16 protein-coding genes and 2 pseudogenes are annotated in these 20,199 nt (G+C 36.0%); 15 read left to right on the top strand and 3 right to left on the bottom strand.

The annotated features are described in order from the left end of the window. Positions 1–11 precede the first annotated feature (11 nt). The 5 genes and pseudogenes from K350_RS33145 to K350_RS0123875 form a co-directional block, all read left to right on the top strand. Positions 12–890, top strand: a pseudogene (locus K350_RS33145) (ABC-F family ATP-binding cassette domain-containing protein); the annotation flags it as partial. Next, positions 867–1,385, top strand: a pseudogene (locus K350_RS33140) (ATP-binding cassette domain-containing protein); the annotation flags it as partial. The pseudogenes K350_RS33145 and K350_RS33140, both read left to right, overlap by 24 nt. A gap of 54 nt (positions 1,386–1,439) precedes the next feature. After that, positions 1,440–1,889 (top strand): ATP-binding cassette domain-containing protein, encoded by a 450-nt coding sequence (locus K350_RS33135; RefSeq protein WP_425423921.1) that lies wholly within the window; start codon positions 1,440–1,442, stop codon positions 1,887–1,889. A gap of 164 nt (positions 1,890–2,053) precedes the next feature. Further along, positions 2,054–3,835: a glycoside hydrolase family 9 protein gene (locus K350_RS0123880; RefSeq protein WP_028982068.1), complete on the top strand. Its 1,782-nt coding sequence runs from the start codon at positions 2,054–2,056 to the stop codon at positions 3,833–3,835. Between the two features lie 155 nt (positions 3,836–3,990). Then, a complete protein-coding gene (locus tag K350_RS0123875; protein ID WP_028982067.1) occupies positions 3,991–4,563 on the top strand; it encodes a DUF7010 family protein in 573 nt (190 codons plus the stop codon). Between the two features lie 262 nt (positions 4,564–4,825). Here K350_RS0123875 and K350_RS0123870 read toward each other — a convergent pair whose 3' ends face one another. Next, positions 4,826–5,215 carry a DUF7793 family protein gene (locus K350_RS0123870; protein ID WP_156027170.1) on the bottom strand — a complete coding sequence of 130 codons (390 nt, stop codon included), beginning with the start codon at positions 5,213–5,215 and terminating at the stop codon, positions 4,826–4,828. 70 nt (positions 5,216–5,285) lie between these two features. Here K350_RS0123870 and K350_RS0123865 point away from each other — a divergent pair, with 70 nt between their 5' ends. Then, positions 5,286–7,694 carry an aminotransferase class I/II-fold pyridoxal phosphate-dependent enzyme gene (locus tag K350_RS0123865; RefSeq protein WP_037576739.1) on the top strand — a complete coding sequence of 803 codons (2,409 nt, stop codon included), beginning with the start codon at positions 5,286–5,288 and terminating at the stop codon, positions 7,692–7,694. Positions 7,695–7,796: 102 nt separating this feature from the next. On the opposite strand, the gene K350_RS0123860 is transcribed toward K350_RS0123865, so the two are convergent. Continuing rightward, a complete protein-coding gene (locus K350_RS0123860) occupies positions 7,797–8,450 on the bottom strand; it encodes a PAS domain-containing protein (RefSeq protein ID WP_028982064.1) in 654 nt (217 codons plus the stop codon). 304 nt (positions 8,451–8,754) lie between these two features. Between K350_RS0123860 and K350_RS30175 the strand changes: the two genes are divergently transcribed. The 7 genes from K350_RS30175 (at position 8,755) to secG (ending at position 17,136) form a co-directional block, all read left to right on the top strand. Then, on the top strand, positions 8,755–10,425 hold the full coding sequence (locus tag K350_RS30175; protein ID WP_028982063.1) for a L,D-transpeptidase family protein: 1,671 nt from the start codon (positions 8,755–8,757) through the stop codon (positions 10,423–10,425). Positions 10,426–10,469: 44 nt separating this feature from the next. Further along, on the top strand, positions 10,470–12,128 hold the full coding sequence (locus K350_RS0123850) for a L,D-transpeptidase family protein (protein ID WP_156027169.1): 1,659 nt from the start codon (positions 10,470–10,472) through the stop codon (positions 12,126–12,128). An 86-nt stretch (positions 12,129–12,214) separates the two neighbouring features. Continuing rightward, positions 12,215–13,669 carry a tRNA (N6-isopentenyl adenosine(37)-C2)-methylthiotransferase MiaB gene (gene miaB, locus K350_RS0123845; RefSeq protein ID WP_028982061.1) on the top strand — a complete coding sequence of 485 codons (1,455 nt, stop codon included), beginning with the start codon at positions 12,215–12,217 and terminating at the stop codon, positions 13,667–13,669. Positions 13,670–13,690: 21 nt separating this feature from the next. Beyond that, positions 13,691–14,962, top strand: coding sequence for a sigma-54 interaction domain-containing protein (locus tag K350_RS0123840; RefSeq protein WP_028982060.1), 1,272 nt, complete (start codon positions 13,691–13,693; stop codon positions 14,960–14,962). A 35-nt stretch (positions 14,963–14,997) separates the two neighbouring features. Beyond that, a complete protein-coding gene (gene lptE, locus K350_RS0123835) occupies positions 14,998–15,543 on the top strand; it encodes an LPS assembly lipoprotein LptE (protein WP_051313586.1) in 546 nt (181 codons plus the stop codon). A 21-nt stretch (positions 15,544–15,564) separates the two neighbouring features. Next, the gene (locus K350_RS31665) at positions 15,565–16,773 is read left to right on the top strand and encodes a hypothetical protein (protein ID WP_051313584.1); all 1,209 of its coding nucleotides are present in this window, start codon (positions 15,565–15,567) and stop codon (positions 16,771–16,773) included. A gap of 6 nt (positions 16,774–16,779) precedes the next feature. Beyond that, entirely contained in the window at positions 16,780–17,136 is a 357-nt protein-coding gene (secG, locus tag K350_RS0123825; RefSeq protein WP_028982058.1) for a preprotein translocase subunit SecG, read from the top strand. Positions 17,137–17,216: 80 nt separating this feature from the next. Here the strand turns inward: secG and K350_RS0123820 are convergent, their stop codons facing one another. Continuing rightward, the gene (locus tag K350_RS0123820) at positions 17,217–17,936 is read right to left on the bottom strand and encodes a hypothetical protein (protein ID WP_028982057.1); all 720 of its coding nucleotides are present in this window, start codon (positions 17,934–17,936) and stop codon (positions 17,217–17,219) included. Between the two features lie 255 nt (positions 17,937–18,191). Here K350_RS0123820 and K350_RS0123810 point away from each other — a divergent pair, with 255 nt between their 5' ends. Beyond that, complete coding sequence (locus tag K350_RS0123810; RefSeq protein WP_028982056.1) at positions 18,192–18,473, top strand: co-chaperone GroES; 282 nt, start codon at positions 18,192–18,194, stop codon at positions 18,471–18,473. Between the two features lie 55 nt (positions 18,474–18,528). Next, positions 18,529–20,163: a chaperonin GroEL gene (groL, locus tag K350_RS0123805; RefSeq protein ID WP_028982055.1), complete on the top strand. Its 1,635-nt coding sequence runs from the start codon at positions 18,529–18,531 to the stop codon at positions 20,161–20,163. Positions 20,164–20,199 lie beyond the last annotated feature (36 nt).

Below are 20,199 nucleotides of genomic sequence, written 5' to 3'. Positions count from 1 at the left end.
AAATCAACTCAATGAATTATCTTTCAGGCGAATCTCTCGGAAAATCATACAATGAAAAATGGTTATTCCAGGATTTAAACTTTGGTATTAGTAAAGGTGAAAAAATAGGACTGGTCGGTGCAAATGGTGCTGGAAAATCTACTCTGTTTCAGATTTTATCGGGCAAATTAAGTCCTGACCGCGGCCATGTCGCTGTTTCTTCTGGAATAACCGTGGGCTTCCTTGATCAGGACCCTGAATTCCCAGAAGGCATTAATGTGATGGAAGCATTATTCTCCTCAGAAAGTGCGTCTTTACTAGCTATCAAAGAATATGAAGATGCCCTAAACAATAGTGAAGATTCGAATGCCCTGCAAAAGGCAATGGAAAAGATGGATGCTCTGAATGCCTGGGATTATGAAAGTAAAGTAAAGCAGATCATCGGCAAAATGGGCATCACCATTCTTGACCAGAAAATAAAGGACCTTTCAGGAGGTCAGAAGAAAAGAATTGCCCTTGCAAGGTTATTAATAGAAAGTCCTGACTTGTTGATTCTCGATGAACCTACCAACCACCTTGACCTTGATACTGTTGAATGGCTAGAAGGATTTCTTTCCACCAGCAATACAACACTCCTGCTTGTAACCCACGACAGATATTTCCTCGACAGAGTAACCAATGAAATCGTGGAACTGGATGGAGGTAAAATATACCGGTACAAAGGTAATTATAGCTTCTTCCTGGAGAAAAAGGCTGAGCGTCTTTCCATAGAACAGGCAGAGACAGACAAAGCCAATAACCTTTTACGTAAAGAGCTTGAATGGATGCGCAGACAGCCAAAAGCCAGAGGGACTAAAGCTAAATCCAGAGTAGATGCTTTTTATGAACTGGAAGAAAAGGCTGGCAAAACCAGAAACGATCAGGCTCTTGAATTAAAGGTTGAGACTTCCAGACAAGGAAATAAGGTTATCGAAATTGACCATATAAGTAAATCATTTGCCAAGCCTATTATCAATGATTTTTCTTATGTCTTTAAAAAGAAAGACAGAATCGGGATCATAGGTAAAAACGGATCAGGAAAATCTACATTCCTGAATATCATTACTGGAAAAATACAACCGGACAGCGGAAAAATTGATCCTGGATCAACAACCAAGATTGGGTACTTTTCACAAACAGGTCTTGATTTTAAAGAAGATCAGCGTGTGATAGATATTGTAAAAGAGGTTGCAGAACATATACCTATCGGAAATGGAGAAACTCTCAGCGCTTCTCAGTTTCTTCAGAAATTCCTCTTCCCTCCTGCTGTTCAATACACCTACGTCAATAAACTTAGCGGAGGAGAGAAAAAACGACTTCAGTTGCTAAGAGTTTTGATCAGCAATCCTAATTTCCTGATTCTTGATGAACCGACCAACGATCTTGACATCCCTACTCTCAATGTGCTCGAATCTTTCTTGATGGGCTATGAAGGATCTTTGGTAATTGTTTCACACGATAGATACTTCATGGATAAACTGATAGACCATGTTTTCATCTTTGATGGTTCGGCCACTATCAAAGATTTCCCAGGAAACTATACTGACTATCGTAATCATGTGGAAGAGTTGGAAAAGCAGTCAGATGGTAAATCAAAAGAAAAACCGAAAGAAAAACCGATAGAGCAAACAGCGCCTTCCAAACCTGTAGAGGAAAAGAAAAAACTATCTTTTAAAGAGAAACAAGAATTTGAGACTTTAGAGAAAGAAATAGAAAAGCTAGAAAAGAAAAAGACCGAATTGACAGATAAGTTATCTTCTTCCTCTATAAGTCATGATGAGCTTACTAAACTTTCCAAGGAGTTTGAAAATGTAAATTCCACCTTGGAAGAAAAAACTTTACGTTGGTTAGAACTATCTGAAAAAGCTTAACATTCAGAATTTAAGATTTGTTTTTGAATTTGTACATTTACAGGAAAGAGTTGAAAATTAGTATATTTTTTCCCTTACAAAAGTACTTTTAAAGGTAAAAGACAGAAATTTTTGAACTATATTTATAAATTATTAAATATTTTATCCAAACACGGTAAAAAACTATGATTAAATTGGTAAATATCAAAAAGTTAGCACTTTTTTCTCTTCCAATTCTATTACTTACTCCGGAAGCGCAATCTCAATCAAAACTTACGGAGGATATCCGCCTGAATCAGGTAGGATTTTATCCATCTGGCCCTAAAACGGCAGTCGTTGTTGATGCACCTTCAGATAAATTTTATGTAATAAAAGAAAATCTGAAAGATACAGTCTTCACAGGACAGTTAACCCCTGGGGTTATATGGGAACATTCAAAAGAAAATGTTAGCAAGGCTGATTTTTCCAAATTTAAAACTCCGGGAACTTACCGCGTTTTTGTGCCCAAATTGGGATATTCATTCCCTTTTGAAATTCAAGAAAAGGTTTTACTTCCCGTGGCCAAAGGAAGTATCAGAGGTTACTACTATCAAAGAGCTTCTATTGACCTGACTCCTGAACATGCAGGAAAATGGGCAAGACCAGCAGGACATCCTGACAATAAAGTAATGGTTCACGGATCTGCAGCTACAGCTACACGTCCTGAAAAATTTGAAATCTCTTCTCCTAGAGGTTGGTACGATGCAGGTGATTATAATAAATATATTGTAAACTCAGGTATCAGTACTTATACATTGCTTTTCATTTATGAGCAATTTCCAAAATTCGCAGATACTGTAAAGCTTAACATCCCGGAAAGCAAGAACAATGTTCCTGACCTTCTTGACGAAATTTTGTGGAACGTAAGATGGATGCTTACTATGCAAGATGAAGACGGTGGTGTTTACCATAAACTTACTAACCCAAGCTTTGACGGTTACATCATGCCAGCAGATGCAAAAGCTCCTCGATATGTCGTGCAGAAAGGAACCGCTGCTTCTCTTGATTTTGCTGCAGTAACCGCGCAAGCATCAAGAGTATTTGCCAAATACAAAAAAGAGTTCCCTGGTCTTTCTGACTCTCTTAAAAATGCAGCTGTTAAAGCATATGCTTGGGCTAAAAAGAATCCAAACATTGAATACAGACAAACTACATTAAATCAAAAATTTCAGCCAGGTATTAGAACAGGTGAATATGGCGACACCAAATTTGAAGATGAATTTCAGTGGGCTGCAATTGAGCTCTTTGTAACTACAGGTAAAGGTGCGTATTTCGAAGAGTCTAAATTAGAATACTCACTTGCTCAGACCCCATCAATACCTGACTGGGCTAGTGTCTCAACTTTAGGTCTTTACACAATCGCGCAAAACAAATCCAAGCTTGCTGAATTTGAAAACATTAACCCCGATGTTATTACTGGAAAAATCGTAAGCCTTGCAAATAAATACAAAGAAAACGCAGAAAAATCTGCATATGGAACTGCAATGGGAACTTCAGGAGGTGATTTTAGATGGGGAAGCAACAGTATTGCAGCTAATCAGGGGGTCCTTCTAATCCAGGCTTACCTTCTTACTAAAGACAAAAACTATTTGGATGCAGCTCAATCTAACATGGACTATCTGCTTGGAAGAAATGCAACTGGCTATTGCTTCCTAACAGGATTTGGAAGCAAAAAAGTTATGCATCCTCACACAAGACCTTCAGAAGCTGACGGTATAGAAGATCCGGTTCCAGGTCTTCTTGCTGGTGGTCCAAATCCAGGTCAGGAAGATAAGGCTGACTGTCCCGGATCTGTATATACATCCACAGCTCACGCAAAATCTTATATCGATCATAAATGCAGCTATGCTTCTAATGAGATTGCAATTAATTGGAATGCTCCATTTGTCTATTTAAGCTTTGCATTAGAAGCTTTAAGAGGCAAATAGATACTTCAAATATTACCAAAGGTTCAACAAACCACATAAGAGGCTAAAGATCAAATCTTTAGCCTCTTATTTTTTTAATCCTTCAACAACCAATCCAATTTATCTGTTACTTTTTTGAATAGGTGTATATTCTTCAAATTTAATCTTTTTTGGGTATGGATAGATTTACAGCGGATGTTAGAAACAATTACAATAACTATTACCTGCTTTTCTCAACAATGGGACTCGTGTGGCTTTTAGCAGGATGTTTAGGTGCATATAACTACCCTCATTTGGCTATGCTTGCATTGCTGGGTGGTGCTACATTATTTCAGCCAATATATAGAGTTGTACGGAAGGCCTTTGGAATAAAACAAACTAAAACAGACCATCCTTTAAGGATGCTCACAACCCTTCTGGCTATAGGAATGCCACTTGGAGTAACTGTCGGTTTTTTCCCTTTCAAAGAAAACATGAACTTGTTTTTTCCGGCTTTCAGCCTGCTATTTGCAATGATCTTTGGTATTATCGGATATATATATAAGATAAAATCATTTATCATTCTTGGATTAACCAACATGGCCGGAAATGTCTACATTTCTCACTTCTATTTTGACCACTTTGCCTTTGCCGGCCTGTTTACAGGTATTTTACTCCTGGCAACTGCAAGCGCAGGCAAAATATATGGAGAAATTGACTTGAGATTTATTTCATTAAAGAAGAAAATTAAAATCCCTCAGGGAAATTAAAAAGGGCCCGAAAGGGCTTTTTTTATAGTATCAAAAAGGCATAAAAATCCTACCGCTAGCTATAGTCTAATTAAAATCATTAAAAAAGCCCACCAATATTACTTCAAAAAATACACTAAAACCTAAAATAATCCCTGAATAACTCAAGACAATCTAAATAAAACACAATTAACTAATTGTCAGAAATTTAACATATAATGCTTCCCAAAAAGCCTGAACACTTCAATACTACAGACCAAATGTAGTATTTATCACACAAACGCTATTTTTTATAGCTATTCAACCATTCTATCGCTCTTGACTTTGTTCTAAATAACTCAGTTCTAACCTTTGGTTTATCAAGCAATAAATACAGACGTCCACCATAAAATGCCACATAACTATGCATTAAAAATGCTGAAGCGCTTATAAACTGTAAGGAATGAGGACTTGAAAACAATCTCCTTGTCTCATTATCTACAGACTTAAGATTTGCAAAGTCAACAAATAAAGGCATTGTAACGCCATTGGAAACTTTCAACCTATCTTCTATTACCCTCTTAGCTACTTGTGGTGTAAGAGATGTAATGTCGGGTTTAAAAACTTCCATTAATATTCCATCCTCAATCCAGAATTCTGCAAATTCATTTTCAAAATATGAATTTTTAATCATCTTTTTTTCAACCATATCCGTATAAACTTTTGATAAAACCTTACACCTAACTAAAACTAAAATCTAAATTATGAAAAATGTTCTAGAACTCATTAATGAGATTGTAACAAATGGAAAAAATCGTGGGGTTGGGCAATTTACTACAGAAGATGAATTTTATGACGGAAGAATTATAACCGTTGAGGGAAATAAGCTAATTAACTTTGGTTCTTGTAGTTACCTTGGTCTTGAACTAGATCAAAGACTTAAAGACGGAGCTATTGAAGCGATAAAAAAATTTGGTGTACAATTTTCATGTTCCCGTACATATATGTCATGTACACTTTATAGAGAACTTGAAAGTCTGGTCAGAAAGATTTTTGATGCCCCTGTAGTGCTATCAACTTCTGTTTCTCTCGGACATCATGCAGTGATTCCTGTAGTAGTAGGAGAAAATGACGCTATAATAATGGACCAACAGGTTCATGCGAGTGTTCAAGATGCAGCTATTAAAATGAAAGCGAAAGGAGTCTTTGTCACAATTGTTAGGCATAATGACATGGATGAATTGAGAAAAAAAGTAACCGAACTTAGCCAATCATATAATAAGGTTTGGTATATGATGGATGGAGTTTATAGTATGTATGGCGACTTCGCTCCCATGGATCAGATCTCGGAGATGTTAAAGAACCACAAAAAATTCCATATTTATGCAGATGATGCTCATGGATTAGGTTGGATGGGGCAACATGGACGCGGATATGTGCTCAATCAGATGCTCCTACACCCTAAAATGATTGTTGCTACTTCTCTTAATAAAGCATTTGCAGCTGGAGGAGGTGCATTTGTAATTCCGGATGAAGAACTCTGCCAGAAAGTGAGAAACTGTGGAGGTGCGTTTATTTTTTCAGGACCGCACCAGATTCCGGTTTTGGGAGCAGGAATAGCATCTGCTAAAATTTTGCTCTCAGATGAAATTTACGAAAAACAAGCTGCACTTGCTGAGAAGATTGCATACTGTCATGAACTTTTGGAGGCTCACAACTTACCTGTAGTATCCAACCCGAATACTCCAATATTCTTTATAGGATTAGGATTGGTTAGAGTAGGCTACAATTTGGTAAAGAGAATGCTGGGAGAAGGTTGTTTTGTAAATATCTCGGCCTTTCCTGCGGTACCAGAAACCTGCACTGGAGTTAGATTCACTATTACATTACACCATACTAAAGAAGATATAGAAAAACTAGTAAAAGGACTGGCATACCATTTCCCAAAGGCCCTAGAAGAGGAAGGCAGAACTGTAAATGATGTCTACAGGGCATTTAGAAGAATAGCTAATTTTAAAGAGAAAGATGAAATTTCAATTCCTACATCAACCTCAGGGTTTTCAATTCAATATGAGCAATCCATCTCTAAAATTGACAAAAATCTTTGGAATAAACTTTTAGGTACAGAGGGAATTATAGATCATGAGAGTCTTGAAATAATGGAAAAAAGTTTTTCTCAAAACTTTGAACCTGAAAACAATTGGAACTTCCACTATTATATCATAAGAGACAAGATAGGCATACCAGTACTTGCAACTTTTTTTACAACTGCTCTCACTAAAGATGATATGCTTGCTCCCCCTGAATCATCAAAAATTATTGAGTCAGGAAGGCAAAAAAATAAATATTTCCTGACCTCAAAATCTTTGATTATGGGCACACTGCTTACGGAAGGTAAACATATGTACCTTAATCAAAATCATAATGAATGGCAGAAAGCATTAATGTTGTTGCTCGACACCGTTTGGAAGCTTCAGGACACAGAGAAAGCCGTGGTTTTAAACTTAAGAGATTTTTACAAAAAAAATACAGATCTATATAATTTCTTTAAAGACCAGGGATTTATTCCTGTTCCTCTTCCCGACACACATGTTATTGAAAATTTCAATTGGAAATCCGCTGATAATTTTATTGAGCAGGTAACCAGTGAGAAACGTTACTATATTAAGAAAAGGGCCCAAAATTTTGAATCTTTATACGATGTAAATATTATTACTAATCCTTCTGAAAATAAGATTGACGAATACTATGAGCTGTATAAAAATGTAGCCGCTAAAAGTTTCGTTTTAAATACTTTTTTACTCCCTAAAAAACTATTCCTGAATATAGCAAAGAAAAATTCTTGGGAATTTATCGAATTGTCCATTAAAGGAACAAATCATCCTTCAGGTATAGCAATTTGCCATAAATCGGCTTCAGAGTACTGCTTCTTGCTTACAGGAATGAACTATGAGTTTGTTGACACCCATAATTTATATCCACAGATACTTTGGCAAATAGTTAAAAGAGCTGGTGAGCTGAATGTTCCTAGTGTTTCTCTTGGATTTACTGCTTCACAGAATAAAAGGAAATTTAACGCTAATGTGATTGAAAAAATTGGTTTTGTTCAGATGAAAGACAGTTTCTCTGTATCATTCATTAATACACTCGCAGGTGGCGGAAAAGCAGCTTAAATGCGGAAAGCTTAAAGCTAAAAGTTGAAAGTCTCGAAAGGGATTTTTCAACTTTTAGCTTTTAATTTTTAGATTGGCATCTTTTAGCTTTTCGCTTTATGCTTATCGCTGATTTAACTTTATCAAATAAATAATATTCTCAACTTTCCCTGAATGCATAATCAAAGAAACATTCAATACAGAAGATATTAAACTTCCATTCCAGCGAAACTGAATTGGAATATTATTAAGGCTTCCATCCCATAACATCAACTCTTCTATATTGCAATAATTTTCAATTAAAGTCTCAATCTTTTGTCCTATCAAAGTCTCCTCTTTAAAATCATTCAGATCCTTTGCAGTTGAATTGGCAAAAAATATGTTTCCATTTATTCCTGTAATGAAAATAACCCTGTCTTTATTTTCCATTACATCAATAACCTTGTGAACTCCTTGTTTTGATAGGGAATTTTCAGCAAGCTGCTCATTAATCATATTTATCCCTAAAGTCAGGAAGCTTAAAAAATCATGTTTAAAGCCAATATCAGTAGGAAGTCGTTTACTGAAATCATGTAAAGCCATAGAAGCAAACACATCTACCATTTCCTCATAAATAGTATCATATTTCCCCAGAATAAAATCTACTTCCTGAAGCATTTCAAAAATTTTTGTTTTATTCTCTGGTTTGATGTTTTGTTCTTCAAGGATCAGCTTTTTTAACTCTTTTAAAGTTTCAATTGTAAATGCTTTGTCCGAATCAAAAATGTTATCCTTCATTTCAATTAATAGTTAAGTACTGATTAAAAATATAAACTAGAAGATAAACAGGGCCCTTTTAAAAGACAAGTATAAAACGTTAATTCCTTAAAACCAAACGATTCCCACTATTTTACACCAAATATCCGATTAAAATTCACTGAAAAAAACAGAGTAAAAATATATGGTATTTTTATTCATTTAGATTTTACCATTTATTCTCCTTACTTATTGAAAACTCATTTTCCCCTATTGCAGTTATTTATTTGAAGGGCATTTATTCAGCTGTCCATGGTATCTGTGTTGACTAGAATATATATTTCTGATGAAGGTATTATTAATTGCATTTCTGTTACTTTTTTTGAATTCATGTGATTCTAAAAAAACAAATACTTTTCAAAGGGAATACAATGATAGCGTGAATTTCAACATTATAATGCCTGAACAGGTCAAAATCTCTGATGCTGAAATAAAAAAATTCATAAAAAAACATCCCGAATACCAACAGGTTCAAAACAAACTGGAGAAGTTCTATATAAGAAGAAACTTCCAGCTGGCCTGGTCAAAAGATTACGAATTCATACCTCAAGCTCAAATGCTGGTAAATTACCTTTACCATATGAATAAACATGGATTACCAACGGACAGTACCAATGTGATTGCTTTAAAAGAGGCCATTAAAAAAAGTAATGACACGCAATGGTTCAGATTGAAAGAAAAGCAGGAAATCTTTACCTATACGGATATCCTGCTTTCGGCTTCTTTTTTCAAAGACTCTAAAAAAATCTGGAGAGGCCACTTCAAAAATGACGACTTGGAAAACTTATGGAAAATCAAACACAAAAAAGTTAAGTATGGAAAAACCCTTGATTCCATTCTGTCTTCTGGAACCAAGGACCCTTTCTCTGAATTCGAACCACTACATAAAGATTATAAAGAACTCAAGGTTGTATTAAATAAATACACAGAAATTGCCAGAAAAGGCGGATGGCCCACTATTAACCCAAAAGGCAAGGTGTTAATCAAGGGGGATATTGATCCTGAAATTATAACTTTGAGAAAACGGCTTTATCTCTCTTCAGATCTTAGTCATTTTGAGGATAACCAAACATTTGATCAGGAACTTGAACAGGCTGTTATGCACTTTCAATATAGACACAAACTGAAAGAAGATGGCATTGTCAAAGGTGAAACTCTCAAAGAAATGAATGTCCCGATTGAAGATAGAATAGAGCAGATCACGATCAATATGGAACGCTGGAGATGGGTACCTGAAGAACCTTCGGAAAAATACATACTAGTAAACATACCTGAATTTAAAATGCATGTTTTCGAAAAAGACTCTGAAATTTTTAATATGAAAGTGATCGTCGGAAAAAGTGGAGCTTACACTCCGATTTTCAGTGATCAGATAGAAAAAATAGTTATCAATCCATCCTGGATTGTTCCTGCTAATATCGCGGTAACAGAGCTTGTTCCAATGATCAAAAGAGATACTAGCATACTTTCTAAACAAAATATAGAAATATTTACAGATTATTCGTTCAACACAATGGTCAGGCCTGACACCATAGACTGGCTCAATCTTGACAGCCGCAAATTTAATTATGTATTAAAACAAAAACCAAACTACTATAATCCATTAGGTAACATCAAGTTTTTATTTCCTAACGAATACGATATATACCTGCATGATACTCCATCGGATTATCTTTTTGAAGAAAGTGAAAGAAACTTTAGTCATGGATGCATTCGAATTGAAGATCCTGTTTGGCTTGCATCTTACCTTTTGAAAGATGAACCCGATTGGAATAAAAAGAAACTATATCAGGCAATATACAGACAGGAGGAAAAAACAATTTTGTTAAAGAAAAAACTACCGGTCTTCATCCTTTACTTTACTACATGGGTTGATGAAAAAGGAGCTATCCACTTCCTTAAAGATATCTATGACCATGACAAACAACTCAAATCTATTCTGGAATCAAAAGAATAATTTCATAAATTGATGCCGGAAAATTCATTAACCTATTGACATTTGTGAAATCAAAGCACCTCCTTCTTCTACTTGTCTCTTTATATAGTATCATTTTATTTTCCTGTAAAGGAAAAGTAAATTCTCAAAAAAAAGCCCATACCGTAAAACTTCCGGGAATTGAAAAAACAGATGAAAATCTTATAAATGTCTATTTTCACAACCAACCAGAAGACAGTATATGGAAGGAAGATGTTCTTTCTTTTTATAAAAAACGAAATTATAAACTTGCCTGGTCATATAAAGGGAAGTTCATCCCACAGGCTAATTATACTATCAATATGATCAAACATATTGATGAGGAAGGATTCTCTATGGAATGCTTTCCTACTAATGATATATGGCATCACTACATTCAGCTCTCCGACTACCAGAAGTCTACACATCCTGAACACATAAAGGCCAGAGAAGAATTTGATATTTTTCTTTCCATAACTTTTTTTAAATATGCGCGGAAAATCTGGGCAGGTATCAATAATCCGGAAAAGTATGATTGGTTTATCACTAAAAAAACAATCAACGAAAGAGAGCTGCTAGCCTCAATTCTTAAAGCGAATTTGGACAGCACCTTTTCTGCATCTAAATTCCATCCTTTACATAGGCAATATAATTTATTAAAGAAAACCCTTATTCAATACAGGAAAATTGCCAAGCAAGGCGGATGGGGAAATGTAGACAAGGGAACCATTAACATAAAATCCGGTGACACTTCTGAGATTATCAAACAACTAAGACATCGCCTTTCATTTGAAAGTAAAACATTAAAAACAGATACTAGTGCTTATTTTGATTCAACTCTTGTTGCTGCTCTAAAAAAATTTCAGTTCTGCCATGGTCTTGATACAACTGGAATTCTAGACCCTCTAACAACAGATGAACTGAATATTCCAGTTGAAAAAAGGATCTTACAAATTTCTGCAAATATGGAGAGATGGAGATGGCTTCCGGAAAAAGGCGGAGATCTTTATCTGGCCATTAATATTCCGGAATATGCACTGCATGTATATGAAAATAATAAGCATGCCTGGCAGATGAATGTCATCGTAGGAAAGACCTTATCGCATACTCCAATATTTTCAAATGAAATTCAATTTCTCGTATTTAACCCTTCCTGGAATGTACCGAAAAGTATTGCCGTTAAGGAGTTACTTCCAATGCAAAAGAAGGATCCTGCTTATTTATCGAGCCATCACATGCAGATCTTCCTTGGCAATAAACTGAACAACCCTGTACATCCTGATAGCATTGTATGGCATTCTATCAACGAACAAAACTTCAATTTAACCTTCATACAAACACCTGGTCCTGAAAACCCATTAGGCAAAGTGAAATTTTTATTCCCTAATACCTTCGATGTTTACCTTCATGATACTCCTTCCAAGCACCTTTTCACACAGAAAGAAAGAGGATTTAGCCATGGATGTATTCGTTTGGAAGAACCTATGAAACTTGCTCAATATCTTTTAGAGCAGCAAGGTATGTGGAAAGAAAAAGAAATTAACAAACTACTGGGAATGGAGAAGGAAGTATTTATGAAACTCAAGAAAAAAGTACCGGTTTACATTGTGTACTTCACAACCTGGATGGATAGCAAAGAAAATCTTCATTTTAGAAGGGACATTTATGGGCTGGACCAAAAACTTATTGACGAATTGAACTTTTAAACCTGATTTTTAGGTTAATAAATATTAAATCTGCCAATCTGTCAGTTTTAAATAAATTTCTTATCTTTGCAAAAAGAATTTATTAAATGGAAGACAGGATCAATCATAAGGAATCAATGACAGCAGAGGAAAAAGCCGCCTGTGATTTACCTAGAATTAGCACTGAACAAAATACAGGTAATAAGAGAAAATTATATATAGAGAGCTACGGTTGTCAGATGAATTTTTCTGACAGCGAAATCGTGACTTCTATTATGCATAAGAATGGTTTTGACACAACTAACAGCATGGAACTTGCTGATGTAATTTTTATCAATACCTGTTCGATCAGGGAAAATGCCGAACAAAAGGTAAGAAACCGCCTTGCTCAGTTTAACACTTTGAAAAAAAGAAAGCGCTCTCTAACCATCGGAGTTTTAGGGTGCATGGCAGAAAGGTTAAAAGCAAAATTTCTTGAAGAGGAGAAAATTGTTGACCTCGTAATAGGACCTGATGCCTATAGAGACCTGCCAAATCTAATGGCTGAAGCAGATGAAGGAAATAAAGCCGTTAATGTCTTTTTATCCAAAGAAGAAACATATGCGGATATCAGTCCGGTAAGGTTAAATTCAAATGGAGTCAGTGCGTTCGTATCCATTATGAGGGGCTGTGACAACATGTGTTCATTTTGTGTTGTTCCTTTTACGAGAGGCCGCGAACGTAGCAGAGACCCTCAGTCTATTCTAAAAGAAACCCTAGAACTTGTAGAACAGGGTTATAAAGAAGTAACCCTTCTTGGTCAGAATGTAGATTCTTATAAGTGGCAATCAGAAGACGGAAGCGAAAAAGTAAATTTCGCTCAGTTACTTGAAAAAGTAGCACTTGTCAGCCCTGACCTGAGAGTCAGGTTCTCAACCTCACATCCAAAAGACATTACAGATGAGGTCCTTTACACAATCAAAAAGTATGAGAACATCTGTAACTACATACACCTACCTGTTCAAAGCGGCAACAGCAGAATACTGGACTTGATGAACCGAACTTACACAAGAGAGTGGTACCTGGACAGAGTAAAGGCTATAAGAAATATTATTGGGGAAGACTGTGGTATATCATCAGATATGATCACAGGCTTCTGCACCGAAACAGAAGAAGAGCATCAGGAGACCCTGTCTCTCATGGAAGAGGCAAAGTTCCACTTTGCATATATGTTTGCCTACTCTGAAAGACCGGGAACTCTTGCACAGAAAAAGTATGCTGATGATATTCCGGAAGAGACCAAAATGAGACGCCTTACTGAGGTAATCAACCTTCAGCAAGAGCATTCCCTATACAGAAATAAGGAAGCGTTGGGCAAAGTACATAAAGTGCTTGTTGAAGGAGAATCTAAAAAATCAGATCAGGAATATAAAGGCAGAAACTCAGAAAATACAGTTGTAGTATTTCCTAAAGGGAACAGCAAAATTGGGGATTATGTGAATGTACTTGTGACAGACTGTTCGCTTGCCACTCTTTTTGGAGAGATTATTGAAATAATTCCTTCTTCAACAAAAATCAGTTAATTAAAATCGAAGGGAGAATCCGTGAATCTGAATGAAGAAATACAAAGCGTAAAGCAAAGATTTGGGATTATTGGCAATGCTCCTGTTTTAAATCATGCAATTCAGGTTGCTATTCAGGTAGCACCGACTGATATGACAGTTTTAATTACCGGAGAAAGCGGTAGCGGAAAAGAATCCTTTTCCAAAATAATACATTCTTTAAGCTCCCGTAAACATGGGCAATTTATTGCTATTAACTGCGGTGCAATTCCAGAGGGAACTATAGACTCTGAACTGTTTGGTCATGAGAAAGGCTCATTTACAGGAGCGCATGAAGCGAGAAAAGGATATTTCGAAGTGACTAATGGTGGGACAATATTTCTTGATGAAATAGGTGAAATGCCGATAGGAACACAGGCCAGACTCTTAAGAGTACTTGAAAACGGAGAATTTATAAAGGTTGGCTCTTCCAAAGTTCAAAAGACAAATGTAAGAGTTGTAGCTGCAACTAACGTAGATCTTTACCAGGCAGTTGAGAAAGGGAAGTTTCGTGAAGATCTTTATTACAGATTGAATACCGTGCCTATCTTCGTGCCTCCGCTGAGAGATCGTGAAGGCGACAAAGAATTACTTTTTAGAAAATTCGCTGCCGATTTTGCTGATAAATACAAAGTACAGCCGATTAGACTCAATGACGAAGCAAAGGTTAGTCTAAACAATTTTCGTTTTCCTGGAAATATTCGTCAGCTTAAAAATATCGTTGAGCAGGTCTCTGTTCTGGAAACCAACAGAGATATCACTAAAGAGACTTTATTAAAATACCTTCCTGAGCCTCACAGTGGCATTCCGGCTGTCTTTAATAAAGACAAGAACAAAACAGAAGATTTTTCAGAAAGAGATATTCTGTATAAAATTCTTTTTGACATGAAGAAAGATATGACAGAGTTAAAAAAACTCGTTTTTGACCTTCTTCAAAACGAAAATTATGGCTCACAGATGATCAAAGATCATCCTGACCTTTTTACTGGAATTACCGAAGAAATTTATCCCAGAGACCAACGTCCGGCTAAGTTTTTGCTGCCTCCTCCTTCCGAAGAGCATATACACGAACATGCCCCTATTGAAATAGAAAAAATAGAGGATGCAATTCAGGAGCCCGAAGAAGAATCGCTTTCTCTTGAAGACAAGGAAAAAGAAATGATTTTAAAGGCCCTGAAGAGAAATCATAATAAAAGAAAAAATGCTGCTCGCGACCTTGGCATTTCTGAACGTACACTGTACAGGAAATTAAAGCAGTATGAAATCGAAGAATAATTTTGATTTAATAAAAGAATTTTGAATATAGTATCATGAATAAATTTAGCCCCGCCAGAAACTTGTTTAGATTAAGCATTAATGCACTTATTCTGGTATTTATTCTTTCTTTCCTAACAGGATGTGGTGTATATTCATTTACCGATGGAAGAATTCCTCCGGAAGTAAAAAACATTTCTATTCTCAATTTTCCTAATGACGCAGGTAATGGCCCTCCTACCCTTTCGCAGAATTTCACTGAAAAACTAAGAAGTTACTACCAGCAAAACTCCAACCTGGTACTAGTAAAAAGTAATGGAGACTGGCAACTTGAGGGAAGAATAGTTGGTTATAATATAACGAGTACGGGTGTTCAAGCCAATGAGATTGCTGGTATCAACAGATTGGTCATAAAGATTGAAGTAAAATTTATTAATACACTCGATGAAAAAGCCAGCTTTACCAATGTCTTTACCAGTCCGCCTACAAGCGGTGACTTCCCTGCCAATCAGGCTTTATCACAAGTAGAAGGGACCTTAGTAAATAAGATGCTGGACCAGATGGTTTTGGATATCTTTACAAAAACAACTTCCAACTGGTAAATCCTAAAAACCGGATAAATATTGAATAAGCAACGTTTCATAGACTTAATTACAAACTCCGCGGAAGTTTCTTCTACAGATCTTAAAGATCTGGAAGAAGTCGTGAAGATTTTCCCTTACTGCCAGGCAGCACATATCCTGTTTGCCAAGGCTTCCTATGAAACAGATAATATGCTTGCTGAAAAAAGAATACGAAAAGCAGCAGCCTATTCTTTTGACAGGAAAAATCTTAAAAAGATAATCCACCATTCGAGGTATTCTTTTAAATCAGAAAATAAATCAATCAATCATTTAATACAGGCTCCTGCTCCTGAAAATCTTCTTGAAGAAAAAGTTCTCATTGAAGAAATTGAAGAAGAAAACATTGCCATAAGTGAAACTGCCAGCATTGCTGAAGAGAAAAATACTAAGCTAATTTCTGAACCAGAAAAAAGAGACGAAATTAAAGTTCAGGAGGAAAAAGAAATTCTTCCTCAAAAAGATGATCCGTCAGAAGCTGAAAAATATTCCCCTCCTACTGGGCAGGTCATAACCAATTCAAAAGAATTTTTTGAAGATCTTCAGAAAAACCTGCAAGAACTCAGAAAACTGAAAGAAGAAGCAGCCAAAGATAAAATTACCGATCCAGAATCCGACGCAGAAAATCCTTCTACTGTTCCTCCTCCAGTCATCCTACCGGCGGTAATGCCGGAAAAAAAATACGCTTTTCCTGAAGATAAAATACTAGAAGAACTTTCTCAGAAAGAAGCATTTAAGGGCAAAAACAAAATCAATATTGAAAAATTTCCTTGGGAAAAGGTTGAAATCTTTTTAAAGAAAGAAGAAGAGAAAAACGCTTTTCTCGAGAAAAAAATCATAGAAAAAAATATTGACAACGAGGAAATCAGTAATAATGATGCTGATTTGCACATTCAATACCTAGAATTCCTTGATAGAGGAAGAAAACAGCTTGATAAAAAGCAAGTTGAAAATATAATAGACAAATTTATAAAAGAGGATCCAACAATTCCTCCATTAAATCCAAGGACTGTTGCCGAGGACCAAGAAGACCTTTCTGCAAAATCCGGTGTAGAATCCAAAGGATTGGTATCTGAAAACTTTGCTAAGATTTTGATAAAACAAGGTAAAATTCAGAAAGCTATTGATATTTACACACAATTAAGTTTGAAAAATCCTGAAAAAAGTACTTACTTTGCAGGCCTTATTAATGAATTAAAAAACGAAAAATAATTTATAATGGAAATTTTAGTCACGGTTTTAATATTTATAGCCTGTTTTTTCCTTGTTGTTCTGGTACTTGCGCAAAATTCTAAAGGTGGTGGTCTTTCCGGAAACTTTGCAGGTGGTTCTACTCAATTCATGGGTGTGAAAAAAACCGGAGATTTACTAGAAAAATTAACCTGGGGATTTGCAATTGCTCTAGTTGTTCTTTGCCTTGGCATTAATCTTCTTTATAAAAACAATGTTGAAGATAATGACGCAGGTATAAACAGTGTGAACGTTGAAAGAGCTCAGGAAGGAAATAAGCTGATGCCTAAAGCTCCAGGTGAAGGTCAGGAAAAAGCTCCTGCTAAAAATGATACAGCTGAATAATGTTGTTATAAAAGATAAAAAAAAACGCCTCTAATTAGAGGCGTTTTTTTTATCCCTACCGTAATAGTATTTACTATAGTCTATTGAGTTTCTGAATAAAGCTTTTTCACCAGCAACCTCTTGGTTATAGGCATTACAGTTTCTTCAAAAGGATAGTTTATTTTTGAATTCACCAAAAAAGTAGCAGGATTTGGTAACTTTTTATACTTCTTAATCAACTCCAATTTTATGTTTTCAAAAGTATTCCCTATGGTCTTACTTATACTTTCGACAAAGTGTGTATGAATTCCTCTGTATTTAGCTTCTGCTGTTTGAAATAAAGTCACCTGATATTCATAAACCTGTGTTTCAGTTCTGTTATTAGTATGAAATAAAAGGTATCCCGCATCTAAATTAAGAGGAGACAGTCCTATCGGACTTATTGACAGCTTGTCTTCTATCTCTTCATAAATCTCTTTTCCCTCCACCAACTGATCTTTAAGTTTAGGCAATGCGAACATTACTATTTCCTCCAGTTCCCGCATAACCTTGTCATCATTGACCAATTCCTCATAGATGACTTCTAACTTTTCGAAATCAGCACTGGAAATTTGTTTAGGGAAATGTTCTTTCAGAAGCTGTTTATTTTCCTTTAAACGCACAAGATTCTGATAGTGAAAAAGTAAATCGGAAAGAAATGGATAAAGTTTCTTTTCATTAAAGCTTCCCTTTACATCGTGAAGGTAAGCGAGGAGCATATATTTTTTATACTCAAAATCTATAAGTCCTTCTGTCAGCCAGTTTTTATTTAACTCTTTCATAATCTCAAAAAAGTTATACTAGATATACGATTTCAATGCCATTTTGTTAGCCCTCACATAATTTATCCAATTCACCCTAAAAAAACAAATGAAAAAATGACAGGTTTTAAAACAAAAAAGGCAGATCTGGGTTTCTATGCCTCACCGTTCACTGACAAATCTTCAGCTTTTTACCTCTGGCACAGGAAATGCAGAGCTGCAGTATCGAAGAAAATTAAAAACTTTTAACCTTATAAAATTAAACGCTTTAACAAAATGAGTAACAATCTACATATCAGACCACTAGCAGACAGAGTTTTGATCCAACCTGCTCCTGCTGAAGAAAGAACCGCTTCTGGTATCATTATTCCTGATACAGCTAAAGAAAAACCTCAAAGAGGATCTGTTGTTGCAATTGGAACAGGAAAAAAAGATGAGCCTCTGACTGTAAAAGTAGGCGACACTGTTCTTTATGGTAAATACTCAGGCACTGAGATCACCATTGATGGGAAAGAGTATCTTATGATGCGCGAAGCTGATATATTCGCAGTTCTTTAATAACTTAATTGTCTAAAAGCAAATCAATTACAAAACAAAAAAAATTAAAAATACCATGGCAAAAAATATATTTTTCGATACAGAAGCCAGAGAAAAACTGAAAAAAGGTGTAGATGCATTGGCTGATGCTGTAAAGGTGACATTAGGACCAAAAGGAAGAAATGTAATCCTTGACAAAAAATTCGGTGCTCCAACAGTTACTAAAGACGGTGTTTCTGTTGCGAAAGACATTGAATTAAAAGAACCAATCGAAAATATGGGTGCACAACTTGTAAAAGAAGTTGCATCTAAAACCGCTGATGCTGCCGGTGATGGTACTACTACTGCTACTGTTCTTGCTCAGGCTATTTTCAATGCTGGTATTAAAAACGTTGCGGCAGGTGCAAACCCGATGGACCTTAAGAGAGGTATCGATAAAGCTGTAGAAGCTATCGTTGCTGATCTTAAAAGACAATCTAAAAAAATCGAGAGCTCTCAGGAAGTAGCTCAGGTTGCTACAATCTCTGCCAACAACGATGAGGAAATTGGTAAAATGATTGCCAATGCTATGGACAAAGTTGGTAAAGATGGTGTAATCACTGTAGAAGAAGCAAAAGGAACTGAGACTGAAGTAAAGATCGTTGAAGGTATGCAATTCGATAGAGGATACCTTTCTCCTTACTTTGTAACCAATGCAGATAAAATGGAAGCTGATCTTGACAATCCTTTCATCCTTATCTATGACAAGAAGATCTCTTCAATGAAAGAACTTCTTCCAGTATTGGAGCAAGTAGTTCAAACAGGAAAACCATTGTTGATCATTTCTGAGGATCTAGATGGCGAAGCTCTTGCTACTCTTGTTGTAAACAAAATAAGAGGTGCTTTGAAAATTGCTGCTGTAAAAGCTCCAGGCTTCGGAGACAGAAGAAAAGCAATGCTTGAAGATATCGCTGCATTAACTGGCGGAACTGTAATCTCTGAAGAAAGAGGATTCAAACTTGACAACGCTACCCTTGATTTCTTAGGTACTGCTGAAAAAATCATTGTTGACAAAGACAACACTACTATTGTTAACGGTGCTGGTCAAAAAGAAGAAATTAAAGCGAGAATTAATCAGATCAAAGCTCAGATTGAATCTACTACTTCTGACTACGATAAAGAAAAACTTCAGGAAAGACTAGCTAAGCTTTCAGGTGGTGTAGCTATCCTTTATGTTGGCGCTGCTACTGAAGTTGAAATGAAAGAGAAAAAAGACAGAGTTGATGATGCATTACATGCAACAAGAGCTGCTGTTGAAGAAGGTGTTATCCCTGGTGGCGGTGTAGCTCTTATCAGAGCTAGTGCAGCACTTGATAATTTAAAACTATCTCACGAAGATCAAATCACAGGTGTACAAATCATCAGAACTGCTATCGAAGCTCCATTGAGAACTATCGTATTCAACGCAGGTCTTGAAGGTTCTGTAATCGTTCAGAAAGTAAAAGAAGGACAAGGTGATTATGGATACAATGCGCGTGATGACAGATATGAAAACATGTTTGCCGCTGGTATCTTAGATCCTACAAAAGTTACAAGACTAGCTCTTGAAAATGCTGCTTCTATTGCTGCTCTTCTTCTTACTACGGAATGTGTAGTTGCAGATCAGCCAGAAGAAAAAGCTGCTCACAGCCATATGCCTCCAATGGGCGGAGGAATGGGTGGAATGATGTAATAGCCTGTTTTACAAAACAATAACAAAAATACCTCT

It is taken from the genome of Sporocytophaga myxococcoides DSM 11118 (genome assembly GCF_000426725.1).
Classification (GTDB): domain Bacteria; phylum Bacteroidota; class Bacteroidia; order Cytophagales; family Cytophagaceae; genus Sporocytophaga; species Sporocytophaga myxococcoides.
Note: the sequence above shows the minus strand (reverse complement) of the source record. Positions and strands in the feature narration are given on the sequence as shown.